Origin of the sequence: Pantoea sp. SM3 (assembly GCF_000963995.1) — a bacterium.
Lineage (GTDB): Bacteria > Pseudomonadota > Gammaproteobacteria > Enterobacterales > Enterobacteriaceae > Pantoea > Pantoea rwandensis_B.
In genome coordinates this window covers 29356-42946 of sequence record NZ_JZRD01000033.1, presented here as the reverse complement: position 1 = coordinate 42946, position 13591 = coordinate 29356, and the positions used below count along the sequence as shown (strand labels likewise).

Below are 13591 nucleotides of genomic sequence, written 5' to 3'. Positions count from 1 at the left end.
GCGACTGAACGAACCACAGAGAGCTTACTTCAGTAAGTGACCTGTGTGAGTGAAGGAAGCTAACGCAGCAGTAAAGTGAAAGACGAAGATTATGCGGGAATAGCTCAGTTGGTAGAGCACGACCTTGCCAAGGTCGGGGTCGCGAGTTCGAGTCTCGTTTCCCGCTCCAAATTTAGTCGTCTGTTGCTGACAGATGGCACATCAGAATAAAGGCGCGTTGGCAGAGTGGCCATGCAACGGATTGCAAATCCGTCTACCTCGGTTCGACTCCGGGACGCGCCTCCAATTTACACCCTGCCCGGGTGGTGAAATCGGTAGACACAAGGGATTTAAAATCCCTCGGCTTATGGCTGTGCGGGTTCAAGTCCCGCCCCGGGTACCATATTTAGTAGTCGATAAAAACCAAATAAAATCAAAGCAATATGCAGTAATGTCGTAACCGCCCAAGGGCGGTTTTTTTGTGTCTTCAGTTCTCTTCATAATATGACTTCATAATATCAGACGCTCTTTTTCTGCCCACCGACAACCGGAACGACAACGATCTTGCGGTCGTATGCTGCGGTTTGTTCGACGTTCTTATGTCCCGTGATGGCTCTCTTCTCATAAAGATCACCCTCAAGGTCTGACACTCCTTTTGCTTTCAGATCGTGGAAGGTGAAATCAAAAAGCAGTTCTGGAAATTTAATGCGAGCCTCTTCACGGGCTGCGCTCCAACGACTGTTAAAACCATCGCGCGTATAGCCCGAACCGTTCGGCTGGTGGATGATGAATATACTGCTCATGCCTGGCTTTAGGTTTAGCTCTCCTGCCATGCTTATCACAGCAGTTAGGCGAGGGGACCAGCCCTTAATTTGCGCTACGCTTGTTTTGCTCTGTTTAATCAAAATACCTTCTTCCATGATTTGGCTCTTTTTCATGGAAAGGACATCTGCCTGTCTGGCACAGCATAAATACGCCAACTCCATTGCTACCTTCACAATGTCCGGCGCACAAGAATAAAGCGCCTGATATTCCGCATCTGTGACGTAGCGGTCGCGAGAATCTTCTTTGAACTTCTTCACGCCCTTTGTAGGATTACCCTTCACCATGCCGCGCTCATATACCCAGCGATACATACGGGAAATAAACGCTTTCTCACGTTTAGCCGATTACATGGAAATGTGTCAGGCCATCTGCGCTTACGCGGAGCGGGCTGCAGAGAAGTTACGCGAAGAACGCCAGTTCTGCTGTCAGGTAGCGGTTTTTGTTCGCACCAGTCTGCACGCTGTTAATGGAATTTATTATGGCAACCAGGCTATGGGCAATTTACAAACGCCATCAAACGACAACCGAGACATTATCCGGATGGCTATGGAGATGCTGGGTCGTATCTGGCTCGATAACCGACGTTATATGAAAGCAGGGGTAATGCTGGGTGATTTTTTCAGTCAGGGCGTCTCCTAACTCAATCTCTTTGACGAACACAAACCACAGGCCAATAGCGAGGCGCTGATGCGCGTTGTAGACGGCCTCAATCAAAGCGGGAAGGGAAAACTATCGTCGCAGGACAGGGCACTCAGAAAGCGTGGGCAATGAAGCGGGAAAGGTTGTCGCTGGCATATACCACTCGAATTTCGGACCTGTGAGTGGCGAGATGACACTGCCGGTGCAGAAGGTGCTTGCGACCAGCACGACCTGTTACCTTGTGGAATGGAAGGGGCGCAGCTGCATCGTTGATGAGAAACGGCGGCCAAAGAATGGTGATGCTGTCCTGCCGGATTTGTCAGGCATTTACGAATGGGGGCACACCTATATGCATCCGCGTCGAATCATCACTGATGAAGGCCAGACTCTGGAAGATGATTTGCCAGGGGATGTGGCAGTGATTGGTGTGGTGACACATGAAGTCACTGCGATACATGAGCAGGATGGCTCGCCGATTTGATGCTTTCAAAAAAGCCCGGAGCAATGGGTTCCGGGCGGCAAAAGTTTTGCCTGTAATTGATGGCGTCCCATTGGGAAACGGGAACCGATTGAGAATAGTATTACCCTTAGAAATAGCCAGCGCACGCTTAAAAAAAAGCACAGGATGCCCTTGAGTTCAGCCTGTGCGGAGAGTTCAGCGTAATCTTTTATAGTTTTTCTTGGCCTGCCGTGATGGGTCGAATCATCACAGCATGGGACTCCAGTGTGCTTGCATCAGAAACACAACTACTACTAGCAAAACCGTAGTGATACCTGGCAGCAAAAGATAACGCATTCTCGCCTCCACGTTTTCGACAGTACCACTTCAAATCTAGTCTATTTACGCAAAAAAGCCCGCGCTGCGAGTGAGATGAAGCGCGGGCAATCTTTTGGGGAAACTATCGTACCTTCTGGTTTCATGCATCATGCGCTTTGCCACAGATAAAGATGTGATCAGTCCCGCTTAGGCACAAAAAAACCCGCACAAAGGCGGGTAAAAATTCGTTCAATGGGAAATTCTCTTTCGTAAAACATCACGTTTGCTGTGTGTATCACGTCGCTATAATAGCAACAATTGAGGTGTTGATCACAAAACGATCGATGATAAGAATTTACTGAGGGGAGTAGCGAATTTCGTTCCGTTTCGATAGTGATGATTTCACAACATAAAAAAGCCCGGTAGTGTTGGCGTCCGGGCTGCACAATGGGTGCGAATCATGATCAATCAGAGTTTGTCGATAGTACAGGGAAGTAGAAGCGACATTCTGATCATAGGATGGCATCAAGTAAAAGCTAGCGAAGCGGCGGATATAATTTTCAGAATAAAATCGTTGGGAAATCGTGAGAATGAAGGATTTATTAAGGGGGGAATGCTGGAGATGGAAAAGGATGTAAGGCTGGCGGCTGAAAGGAAAAATAAAAAGCCCGGATGAGTCCAATCAGCCGGGCCAGGCACAATACTGTGCCTAACATTTCCAATGAGCTAGTGGTCAACATCACAGGGAATCGAAGTGACAATTTGATGATAGGCGGACTTTAAACAAACGCTAGCGAAGCGGCAGTTAGGGCCGGAAAAGCTTCATAATATCAGGACAACAATGCTCGCAAGCCGTTGATAGATGGAGTGTGCTTACTGAGCTTATTTATGAAAATATTGTTCAAGACGATGTTATCAATAACAAAAGCGACTGATTTAAAATCCCTCGGCTTATGGCTGTGCGGGTTCAAGTCCCGCCCCGGGTACCATGTTTAGTAGTCGCTAAAACCAAATAAAATCAAAGCAATATGCAGTAATGTCGTGACCGCCCAAGGGCGGTTTTTTTGTGCCTGCGATATTACTTCATAATATCAATTCCTAATATCTAACCTCGATATCAACTGCACGTTACAATTGCTCACCTGCTCACCTGCTCACCTGCTCACCTGCTCACCTGCTCACCTGCTCATCTGCTCATCTGCTCATCTGCTTTGGGCGCGATAAGCCTCAGGCTTGCGGTTGCCCTACGGGACCTTTACTCATCGGGCCGCCCGGAACAGGTTGCTCTGTGGGCACATTCGGACGACCATCGGGCCCAATTGGCCTGTCGGATTGCTGGCAACCCATCAGCGAGACCAGACAAGTAATAATCAGCATTCCACCGAATAAACTCTTCATAAATCACGTCCTTTATTTGGGCAACCGAGCGTTGCTTCCTAAGCGTAGTCGATATATCGCTGACGAAAGCCCATAAAAAAGCTGCCATCTCGTTGGAGATGACAGCTGAGAGAAAAATCAATCTGGACGAAGTGACTCAAGCTCACTTCACTGAAATCATCACCCCAAATTACCGCTCAGGCGATCGCGGAAATCGCTACTGCGGTTATCCAGCCCGATGACGGTGACTGTCGCACCGTGACGTTGATAGCGGTATTCAATGGCATCCAGGGCCGCGACGCTGGATGCATCCCAGATTTGTGCATGCGTCAGGTCAATGGTGACAACTTTTGGATCGTGTCCGTAATCGAAATGTTCGAACAAATCATTGCTGCTGCCAAAGAACAGCGGGCCGCGTACCGTGTAATAGACCTGTTCACCGTCATCGCTTAACTTGCGTTCAGCATGGATAACATGGGCAATACGGCGTGCAAACAGCATCATGGCGAGGATCACGCCAATCAACACGCCGAGCGCCAGGTTGCCTGTCCAAACGGTGACCACGACTGTCAGGGCCATCACCGAGGTTTCTGACCACGGCATACGTTTTAGCGTGGCGGGTTGCAGGCTGTGCCAGTTAACGGTTTTCACCGCGACCACCATCATGATTGCCGCGAGGACCACCATAGGAATCTGCGCCATGATCTGACTCAGTCCGGTGACCAGCAGCAGCAGCACAATACCTGCCGCAACGGTTGAGATGCGCGTGCGTGCTTTGCCCAGCTCAACGTTAACAATGGTTTGACCGATCATGGCACAGCCAGCAATGCCGCCATAGAAACCGGCCAAAATATTACCGACGCCCAGTGCCCAGGACTCGCGGCGCTTACCCGAAGGCGTGTCGGTGATATCGTCCACCAGCTTGGCGGTGAGCAGAGATTCCATCAAACCCACGAAGGCGATACTCAAAGCGGTAGGCCAGACAATCTGCAACGTCTGTAAATTAAACGGCACCAGCAGCGTGGTGAATCCCGGCAAGCCTGAACTCATTGGCCCTTCATCGCCGACGTTAGGCACGCGATAACCCAGCAACAACGCCACCCCGGTGACGATGACAATGGCGACCAGCGGTGACGGGACGCTTTTCAGGATTTTGGGTAACAGCAGCACAATCGCCAGAGTCACGGCAAACAGCACCCACACTAATCCCGATTGCCCCCAGACGTGGGGAACCTGCGCGAAGAAAATCAAAATGCCCAATGCATTCACAAAGCCCAGCATCACTGAACGCGGAATGTAGCGCATCATGCGGGACAGCCCGGCAAGACCAAAAATAATCTGAATAATACCGCCGAGAATGACCGCAGGAAGAATGTATTCAACCCCATGCGCGTGCACCATCGGTCCAATCACCAGTGCCACCGATCCCGCTGCAGCCGTGACCATGGCTGGGCGGCCACCTAAAATCGACAAGGTCAGACACAGCACCACCGAGGCGACCAGACTCACTTTGGGATCGACACCCGCTATAACAGAGAAGGAGATCACTTCTGGGATCAGTGCCAGAGCGGTAATCACCCCAGCCAGACACTCACGGGTAAGCAGCGCAGGCGAGCGTAAAACGCTGCCCACGGTAATATCGTTCGCCGCAGGGGCGTGTTCTGTAGATGGGCTCATAAATGTGCAGGCTCTTTTATTATTTTGCGCATACCGTCACGGCATGGCAGCAACCAGTTGGACACTAAACGCGGATGATGTTAGCGGGCATTGAGGGATGAAGCTAGCGGGAGAACGAAGAAGAGAGTGATTCCGTCCCTGGAATCCGGTATTACACCGAGAGATCGTCAGGCGTTTTGTTAACCACCAGTTCGAGAAGATGACGATAAATATCCAGTTGGATCACATCACTTTCCATCTCAAGGCGATTAATCAGCGAAGCGATGATGGCTTTATTGGTGACCGGCATGCCGGCTTGCAGGATTTCAGCGATGATCTGCCCGAAAACTTCCATCTCGGTGCTGTCGCTGTTACCGGCGAGTTTAAAATAGTCAGCGATAGCGTCACTGCTGGTGGCGGCGTTTTGCATGTATGAAGCCCTTCAGATCGGTCTGATGGCAACCTGGCCTTCAGTTCCATGATGAAAAAACTTACGCGCGGACAGGCGCGTAAGACCCAAACTCATCAACCAACGCAAAAAAGACACCTCTGAAGGTGGAAATCCAAAAACACCTTCAGAGGCGACGCAAAGTGCATCATTCGTTACGGAGCCAGTCGCTGGCTCACGGGAAGTAAACTTATACAATGAAGCCTAACTTGTACAATGATATTTTTAAGGAATTCGTGCTTATTGTTGTTTATCAATGACTTAATAAATTTGACTGACGGGAAACTTATACAAAATAGCTGTACAGGAATAGGCTTTAACGCAGACTGTATCAATTTGAGAACAAAGTGGAAGGGCTGAGGCGCGCGAACTACAGTGCTAATGTAAGCAAACTTTTCATCAGGCTGACACTTTGTTTATAATAACGCACTTGTTTAGTTAGGTATCTAATCATTAGGCTACTACGTTTTGACTGACTATCCGCAACCTTTTTCGCGTTTATTACATCTTACGGCACATGCATGGCGGCTGGCGGTCGATCGTCGCCTGAAAGAGAGTGGCTTAAGTATGAGCAGCTGGATGGCCATCGCGACAGTGGCCACGGCCACGGAGCCGCCGACCCAGAAAGCGCTGGCGCAACTGTTGGGATTAGAAGAAGCAAGCGTGGTGCCACTGGTCGATCGACTGGTAAAACAGCAGCTACTGGCGCGCGTTCAGCCGAAAGAGGATCGCCGTAAACGCCTGCTGGTGTTGACTGAGCAGGGCAGCGTGGCGTTTGCCGAAGTGAAAACCCAGGCAGACAGCTTGCGTGCACAGTTGCTGGCAGACATCGATCCTGACGCACTGGCGGTGACCGAGAAGGTGCTGCAACAGCTGCTGGCTCGATTGGGAAGTATTTAATCGTGGCAAAACGCAATCCTTATGCACAACGTGAATGGCTGCCTCATGAAAAACCGATGCTGCCGGGTTCACCTTCCACCCCAATCCACTCGCCCTCAAAGCGCGTGGCGTTTGGCATTATCGGACTGCTGATCTCCATCACCGGCGCGCTCAGTAATGCGCTGGTGACAGCCAACCTCACCAATCTTCAGGGCACCTTTGGCGCTTACAGCAATGAGATTGCCTGGCTGCCGGCTGTCTACGTGATGGGCAACATTTCCATCAACCTGCTGCTGGTTAAATTTCGTCAGCAGTTTGGCCTGCGGCTGTTCACCGAAGCTTTTCTCGTGCTTTACGTCATCGTGGCGTTCTTCCATATTCTGGCCAACGATCTCAGTTCCGCCATTATTGTGCGCACCGCTCACGGGATGGTGGGCGCGGCGCTTAGCTCGCTTGGCATCTATTACCAAATTCAGGCCTGGCCGGCGAAACACCGACTCAAAGCCCTTGTGATCGGTATTACCGCATCCCAGCTGGCGATCCCGCTCGCCCGTTTGTTCTCTACCGAATTGCTCCAGCTGGAGGAGTGGCGCGGTCTTTATCTGTTTGAGTTAGGGCTGGCGATGATAGCGCTCGGTTGTGTTCTTGTGGTGAAGTTGCCGCCGGGCGATCGTATCAAGGCCTTTGAGAAGATGGATTTTGTCACCTTTATCCTGCTGGCACCCGGCATGGCGCTGCTGTGCGGCGTGCTATCGCTGGGCCGCATCGAGTGGTGGTTTACCACGCCGTGGTTGGGTATTTCATTAGCCATTTCGTTGGTGCTGATTGTTGCGGCAGTGGTGGTGGAACATAACCGCGCGAATCCACTGATTAACACCCGATGGCTCAGCAACGGCATGATTGTGCGACTGGGCATTGTCATGATCATGATGCGTATTGTGTTGGCCGAGCAAAACACCGGCGCGGTGGGCTTCCTGCAACAGCTTGGGCTGCTGAATGACCAGATGCGTGGCTTGGCTTTAGCGATTATCGCTGGGGTGATTTTTGGCATGATCGCCAGTGCATTGACCATCAAACCGACGCATCTCAGTTGGCCGATCGTCACTTCGCTGGTGGTGATGATCATTGCCTCGTACATGGATGCACAATCCAGCCCAGTGACACGTGGCAACAACTTGTATGTCAGTCAGTTTTTACTCGGCTTTAGCAGCGCGTTCTTCCTCGCACCCGCGATGCTGTTAGGGATTGGCGGTGTGGTGACGCAGCCGAAAAATCTGGTGAGTTTTGTGGTGCTGTTTGGCATGAGCCAAAATCTGGGCGGGCTAATTGGCTCGGCGATTCTCGGCACCTTCCAGACGTGGCGGGAGAAGTACCACTCCAGCCTGCTGGGCGATCAGCTGTCACAGCTTGATCCCAATGTCACCGAGCGCCTCAGCCAATACAGTTCACTGTTTAGCAGCCAGTTGCCCGACAACGTCCTGCTCAGTGCGCAAAGCAGCAGCCAGCTTCAAGCCGTGGCCACACTACAGGCTAACGTGCTGGCCTACAACGACACCTATTTATTGACTGCCGCGATGGCGCTGATCACCCTGATGTGGGTGCTGTGGCGATTGACGCGGCTGCGTTATATCAACTGGCGTCAGGCACGCCATAATTTGACAGAACAGCGTCAGCAAGCTTCAAACCCGACGGAGAATTCATGAGCCAACAGGACGATATTCAGGCTGCGGAGCGCGAACGCGCCAACCGCCGACGCATTCTTTCCATCGCTTTCGGCAGCGGCATTGTGATTGTTGGCGTATTGGTGATTTTATACGCCTGGCAGCTGTGGCCGTTTACCAGCACGATTCAGTCAACGGAGAATGCCTATGTGCGCGGGCAGGTCACCTTTATCAGCCCGCAGGTCAGCGGCTATCTGACCGACGTTAATGTGGTGGATTTACAACCGGTGAGCAAAGGGCAGTTACTGATGACCATTGACGATCGGATCTATCGCCAGCGCGTGCATCAGGCGCAAGCGCAGCTGGATATGAAAATCGCTGCGCAAAACAATAACCAACAGCAGCGCCGCAGTGCGGAAGCCAATATTCTCAGCAATAAAGCTGCGCTGGAGAATGCCAAAGCCCAGGCGCTGAAAAGCAGCCTTGACCTGAAGCGTGTCGAAAATCTGGCGGCCGATGGGTCGCTCTCCGTACGTGAACGTGACGCGGCGCGTGCCGCTAACGCGCAGGCGCAAGCGCAACTTCGCCAGGCAGATGCGCAGGTTGCGGTATCGCAGCAGAGTTTACAAACGGTCATCGTGAATCGCGGTTCCCTGGAAGGTGATGTAGCCAGTGCCAAAGCCGCACTGGAACTGGCCAATATCGATCTGGCCAATACGCGGATTATTGCGCCCGACAGCGGACAGCTGGGGCAATTGTCGGTGCGTAAAGGGACCTATGTCACGGCGGGCACGCGCCTGACATCAGTGGTGCCGGATAACAAATGGGTGATCGCCAATCTGAAAGAGACACAGCTGGCACGTGTGCGCCCAGGATTACCCGTGACGATTCGGGTTGATGCGCTGGACGGCAAGCGTTTTGACGGCCGGGTTGAATTTATTTCCCCCGCCGCCGGTTCGGAATTCAGTGCCATTTCACCGGACAATGCCACCGGTAACTTTGTGAAGATCGCACAGCGTATTCCGGTACGTATTCAAATCCTCGGCGATACCGAAGGATTGCGTCCCGGGATGTCGGTTGAAGTCAATATTGATACCGCAGCAGAGCCGCACAAGGATGCGCCATGAAGCGGTTAATCCTTGCCTCGCTGATGGCGTTGATGGTCAGCGGCTGCGCGACAGAAGTGGAAAAGGCCCCGGCATCTTTACCGATCCCGGACAGCTGGCGCCAGCAGGTTGGCCCATCGGCAGCACCCGAAGCGCAGTGGTGGCAACGCTTTGGCGACGATAACCTTAACCGCTTAGTGAACCAGGCGTTGCAGCATAACAGCGATATCCTGATTGCCCGTTCACGGGTGGATCAGTACCGCGCGCAATTGCGTGCTGCGCAGGGGGATAATTTCCCCACGCTATCCGCCGGGGTTGCCGCCACGCATCAGCGCGCATTGTCGGCGGTGACCGGGCAGCCGTATGAGAATGCCGTCTTCCAGGGACTGATACAGGCTAACTATGACGTGGATCTCTGGGGCAGTCGCAGCAACAGCATTCTTGCCTCGCAAGCGTCTCTGGATGCCCAGCGTGCTGCAGCCTCAGCGGCTGAATTAACGGTTGCCAGTTCGGTGGCCTCCGGTTACCTCAGTTTGTGCGCGCTGGACGAACAATTGCGCGTCACAGAAGCCACGCTGGCCACGCGTGAAAACTCGCTAAATCTGGCACAGCGCCAGTTTGAAACCGGCTATACCTCGCGACTGGAGTGGATGCAGGCGGCATCGGAATATCAGACCGCCAAAGCGCAGGTGCCGCAGTTACAGCATCAAATCGAACAACAAGAGAATGCACTTAGCGTGCTGGTGGGCATGAATCCGCGCGAGATTGCCCGTACCCGCAACTTCGACCACATCAAACCGCAGACGCTGCCGACGTTGTTGCCGTCTCAGTTGCTCAACCGCCGCCCGGATATTGTGCAGGCGCAGCGCCAGTTGATTGCAGCGGATGCCTCGCTGGCCTCGGCGCAGGCCGATTTATTGCCGTCGCTTAATCTGACGGCGACCGGCACGCTGCAAAGTTATCAATTGCATCAGTTACTCGACAATCCCTTCCGCCTGTGGAGCATCGGCGGCAGCATTCTCGCACCGCTATTAAACCGCGAAGCACTGACGGCGCAGGTGGATGTGGCGATGGCCGCACGTAACCAGGCGCTTTATGGCTATGAGAAAGTGGTGCGCGGCGCCTTTTCGGATGTGGATAACGCGTTGGATGCCATTCGTCGCAGTCAGGAACAGCTGACGGAATTGCAGAAGCAAGAAGGCTATGTGACAGAAGCATACCGCATCGCACGTAATCGTTATCAGAACGGTTATGCCTCTTATCTGGATGAACTGGACGCGCAGCGCACCTTGTTTAACACTCAGCTCAATATTGTCTCAGTGAAAAACACTCTGTTGCTCGCACAAATCGATCTTTATCGATCGCTCGGCGGCGGCTGGCAGGGCTAAACATCATGCCACAAGCCGGTTTTGTGGCAGATTTTACGCTGTAAACCCGGCAATATCCGCTTTTTCCATGGAATGAGGCGCTGCTTAAGTCATTCGTGCTTTTTTTTACTTGTCTTTACATATAGTGGTATTATTCGCGCGCTTTACAAAGTCTGAACGGATCAGTGCAAGTTCAATTACGCACACGGTTGCCATTTGTGGTGATTGGCTACGACAGGGGAAACAAAGGAAATGATGAATAAAAAAGCGGCGCTTGCCTTAATCGTGACAGCAGCATTAATGACGGGTTGCGCACCGCGCACCGCACCCATTCAGAACGTGAGCCAGACCGTTGGGCAGAGCTACACGGATAGTCAAATGCAGCGCGCCATCGTTGAAGCCGGTGCGGCCAACCACTGGGTGATTTCCCCAGCAGGCCCGGGCGTGATGAACGGTAAGCTGTCCGAGCGCGGTCATACGGCCGACATTCGCATCACTTATGCTGCAAACAGCTACCGCATTGATTACGTGAGCAGTACCAATCTGAAAGCGGGCAGCGGCCAGATCCATCGTAACTACAACCGCTGGATTCAGAATCTGAACCAGGGTATTCAGACGCGTCTTGCGGTTCAGGCCGTAAAATAAGCGCCATGCGTGATCGCTGACATAATGTTTTAAAGAAAGCGCTAACGCTGCCGAAAGAGAAAACAGGCGGGCCATGTGCCCGCCTTGTTAATCGGCGACATTCGCATGAGACGGATGACGGACTCGAACGCAAGCAGGGAAGGGATGCCGCACAGCGAAAATCTGACCATCCCTGAGGCTGATGAAAGAATACAGGTATGAAACTCGCTTACACCCTGGTTGACTGGCACGCGATTGCACCAGGTCACAGCACTGCCGATGAGTGGCAGCACTGGGCCGGGCAGCAAACCGCGTTGGACGCCACCCTACCGATCGCCAAACCCCAATTTTTGCCGATGATGACTGCACGTCGCCTGAGCGCGGGCAGCCGTGCGGCTGTGGAGAGCGGGCTGGCGCTACTGGCACGTCAAACGGTGGATGCCATTGTGTTTACCAGCCGCCACGGTGAGCTGGAACGTAATCTGCGCATACTCACGGCGTTAAAAGATCAGCAGGCGCTGTCTCCGACCGATTTTGCCATGTCCGTACACAACTCTGCGGTGGGTAGCTTAACCATTGCGGCGCGACAGCCGCTGGTCTCTTCGTCGATTTCAGCGGGCATGGACAGTTTTCAACAGGGTTTGCTTGAGGTCGCGGCTTTGCATCAGGCGGGCTACGCGCAGGTGCTGCTGGTGGATTTCGATGGCGTTATACCTGCCTATTATCAGCCGTGGCTAACCGAAATTGATCGCTTCAACGCCCCTTACGCGGTGGCTCTGTTGTTGCAATCCGGCAATGAGTGGCGCTGCACAGCAGAGCCTGCGCGCCCCGACGCCGAGACTTTGCCGCAAAGTCTGCAATTCCTGCAGGCGATGTTGCAGGGTGACGAACGAATGACGATTGCCGGTGAACGTCACCTGTGGCACTGGGAGCGGCATCATGGCGGATAATTCGTTAGCCCTGCGCTGGCGTGCTGGCTGCAACTTTTACTGGCGATTGGTGATGACCGCCGTGAGTTTTACGCTGTTCAGCGTTGGCGGTCTGCTGCTGTCTGTGACCTGGTTTAACCTGCTGCTGTTGATTCAGCGCGATGGTCTGCGTCGGCGTCAGATTGCACGCAGCAGCATTGCCTGGAGCTTCCGCTGTTTCCTGCGCTTCTGTCGCTTTGTCGGCGTCTACGATTATCAGATCATCGGTGCGGAACGACTGCGCCAGGATCGCGGCTGCCTGATTGTAGCCAACCACCCCTCGCTGATCGATTATGTGATGATTGCTTCGGTTCTGCCGGAAATGGATTGTCTGGTTAAGGCCGAATTGCAGCACAACATTTTTTTTAATGGCGTAATCAAATCTGCCGATTACCTGATTAACAGCGAAGCCGATACCTTGTTGCCAGATAGCCAGCAACGTTTAGCGCGCGGCGATACCATCCTGATTTTTCCTGAAGGTACGCGTACCCGTTATGGTGAACCGTTGAAGCTGCAACGCGGTGCCGCCAATATCGCGGTGCGTGCCGGATGCGATCTGCGCGTGGTACATATTAGCTGCACCCAGCGTATGCTCGATAAGCAAAGTCGCTGGTATCAGATTCCGCTGGTTAAACCCGTTTTTACTGTACGCGTACAATCGCGTATTGATAGCCAGGCCTTCAGTGAAGCCGAAGAAGATGCGCAGCCGCTCGCCGCGCGTCGCCTGACGCGTCACCTGCAACAGGCACTGGTCCCTGAAGAGACAAAGTAAGTTATGCAAGCACTGATTGACGACATCAAACTGATGATTATCGACACGCTGAATCTGGAAGATATCAGCCCGGGCGATATAGAAACCGACGCACCCTTGTTTGGCGAAGGGTTGGGACTCGATTCAATCGATGCCCTTGAGCTGGGACTGGCGGTGAAAAATCGCTTCGGCGTACAGCTTTCCGCAGAAAGCGAAACCTTACGCGCGCACTTTTTTTCCGTGGCCACGCTGGCCGCGTTTGTTGAACAACAGCAAGCCTGAGAACAGTCAAAATGATGAATAAAGACGAAATTTACCAGGAAGTGGCCTCGCTACTCACCTCGCTGTTTGAAATTGATGCCGATGATATCCGCCCGGATGCCCGTCTCTATGAAGACCTCGAACTCGACAGCATTGATGCGGTGGATATGGTGGTGCACCTGCAAAAGCGTACCGGCCGTAAAATCAAACCTGAAGCCTTCCGTGCGGTTCGCACTGTGCAGGATGTGGTGGATGCCGTCGATCAACTGATGCGCGACGAAGCCTGATTTCCG

The 13591-nt window shown here is 52.9% G+C and carries 14 protein-coding genes, 3 tRNA genes and 2 pseudogenes; 15 read left to right on the top strand and 4 right to left on the bottom strand.

Annotation, left to right across the window (positions count from 1 at the left end):
- The first annotated feature begins 93 nt into the window (after positions 1-93).
- From VI01_RS18545 to VI01_RS18535, 3 genes are all read left to right on the top strand, one after another.
- Positions 94-169: transfer RNA gene (locus tag VI01_RS18545), tRNA-Gly, on the top strand.
- A gap of 42 nt (positions 170-211) precedes the next feature.
- A tRNA-Cys gene (locus tag VI01_RS18540) sits at positions 212-285 on the top strand.
- 11 nt (positions 286-296) lie between these two features.
- Positions 297-382 (top strand) — tRNA-Leu (locus VI01_RS18535).
- Positions 383-497: 115 nt separating this feature from the next.
- Here the strand turns inward: VI01_RS18535 and VI01_RS18530 are convergent.
- Positions 498-1145: pseudogene (locus tag VI01_RS18530) on the bottom strand (tyrosine-type recombinase/integrase); the annotation flags it as partial.
- Here VI01_RS18530 and VI01_RS25235 point away from each other — a divergent pair.
- From VI01_RS25235 to VI01_RS18515, 3 genes and pseudogenes are all read left to right on the top strand, one after another.
- Positions 1135-1625 (top strand): annotated as a pseudogene (locus tag VI01_RS25235) (DUF4113 domain-containing protein); the annotation flags it as partial. The pseudogenes VI01_RS18530 and VI01_RS25235 sit on opposite strands and share 11 nt — an antisense overlap.
- A gap of 8 nt (positions 1626-1633) precedes the next feature.
- A complete protein-coding gene (locus VI01_RS18520) occupies positions 1634-1924 on the top strand; it encodes a hypothetical protein (RefSeq protein ID WP_045816225.1) in 291 nt (96 codons plus the stop codon).
- A 736-nt stretch (positions 1925-2660) separates the two neighbouring features.
- Entirely contained in the window at positions 2661-2876 is a 216-nt protein-coding gene (locus VI01_RS18515) for a hypothetical protein (protein WP_045816224.1), read from the top strand.
- A 551-nt stretch (positions 2877-3427) separates the two neighbouring features.
- Here VI01_RS18515 and VI01_RS25635 read toward each other — a convergent pair.
- From VI01_RS25635 to VI01_RS18505, 3 genes are all read right to left on the bottom strand, one after another.
- Positions 3428-3598 carry a hypothetical protein gene (locus tag VI01_RS25635; RefSeq protein ID WP_167347096.1) on the bottom strand — a complete coding sequence of 57 codons (171 nt, stop codon included), beginning with the start codon at positions 3596-3598 and terminating at the stop codon, positions 3428-3430.
- Between the two features lie 159 nt (positions 3599-3757).
- Positions 3758-5254: a SulP family inorganic anion transporter gene (locus VI01_RS18510; RefSeq protein ID WP_045816223.1), complete on the bottom strand. Its 1497-nt coding sequence runs from the start codon at positions 5252-5254 to the stop codon at positions 3758-3760.
- 151 nt (positions 5255-5405) lie between these two features.
- Positions 5406-5663, bottom strand: a complete 258-nt coding sequence (locus VI01_RS18505; protein WP_034820289.1) for a biofilm/acid-resistance regulator YmgB/AriR — start codon at positions 5661-5663, stop codon at positions 5406-5408.
- Positions 5664-6149: 486 nt separating this feature from the next.
- Here VI01_RS18505 and VI01_RS18500 point away from each other — a divergent pair, with 486 nt between their 5' ends.
- The 9 genes from VI01_RS18500 (at position 6150) to VI01_RS18460 (ending at position 13585) form a co-directional block, all read left to right on the top strand.
- Positions 6150-6581: a MarR family winged helix-turn-helix transcriptional regulator gene (locus VI01_RS18500; RefSeq protein ID WP_038647699.1), complete on the top strand. Its 432-nt coding sequence runs from the start codon at positions 6150-6152 to the stop codon at positions 6579-6581.
- A 2-nt stretch (positions 6582-6583) separates the two neighbouring features.
- Positions 6584-8263 carry an MFS transporter gene (locus VI01_RS18495; protein WP_045816222.1) on the top strand — a complete coding sequence of 560 codons (1680 nt, stop codon included), beginning with the start codon at positions 6584-6586 and terminating at the stop codon, positions 8261-8263.
- Positions 8260-9348 carry an HlyD family secretion protein gene (locus VI01_RS18490; RefSeq protein ID WP_045816221.1) on the top strand — a complete coding sequence of 363 codons (1089 nt, stop codon included), beginning with the start codon at positions 8260-8262 and terminating at the stop codon, positions 9346-9348. Before VI01_RS18495 ends, VI01_RS18490 begins: the two co-directional genes overlap by 4 nt.
- A complete protein-coding gene (locus tag VI01_RS18485; protein ID WP_045816220.1) occupies positions 9345-10715 on the top strand; it encodes an efflux transporter outer membrane subunit in 1371 nt (456 codons plus the stop codon). Before VI01_RS18490 ends, VI01_RS18485 begins: the two co-directional genes overlap by 4 nt.
- 231 nt (positions 10716-10946) lie before the next feature.
- A complete protein-coding gene (locus tag VI01_RS18480) occupies positions 10947-11339 on the top strand; it encodes a hypothetical protein (RefSeq protein WP_097119582.1) in 393 nt (130 codons plus the stop codon).
- 197 nt (positions 11340-11536) lie between these two features.
- On the top strand, positions 11537-12268 hold the full coding sequence (locus VI01_RS18475; protein ID WP_045816219.1) for a beta-ketoacyl synthase chain length factor: 732 nt from the start codon (positions 11537-11539) through the stop codon (positions 12266-12268).
- On the top strand, positions 12258-13058 hold the full coding sequence (locus tag VI01_RS18470) for a 1-acyl-sn-glycerol-3-phosphate acyltransferase (RefSeq protein WP_045816218.1): 801 nt from the start codon (positions 12258-12260) through the stop codon (positions 13056-13058). Before VI01_RS18475 ends, VI01_RS18470 begins: the two co-directional genes overlap by 11 nt.
- A gap of 3 nt (positions 13059-13061) precedes the next feature.
- On the top strand, positions 13062-13319 hold the full coding sequence (locus tag VI01_RS18465; RefSeq protein WP_045816217.1) for a phosphopantetheine-binding protein: 258 nt from the start codon (positions 13062-13064) through the stop codon (positions 13317-13319).
- Positions 13320-13330: 11 nt separating this feature from the next.
- A complete protein-coding gene (locus tag VI01_RS18460) occupies positions 13331-13585 on the top strand; it encodes an acyl carrier protein (protein ID WP_034820249.1) in 255 nt (84 codons plus the stop codon).
- The last annotated feature ends 6 nt before the right edge of the window (positions 13586-13591 follow it).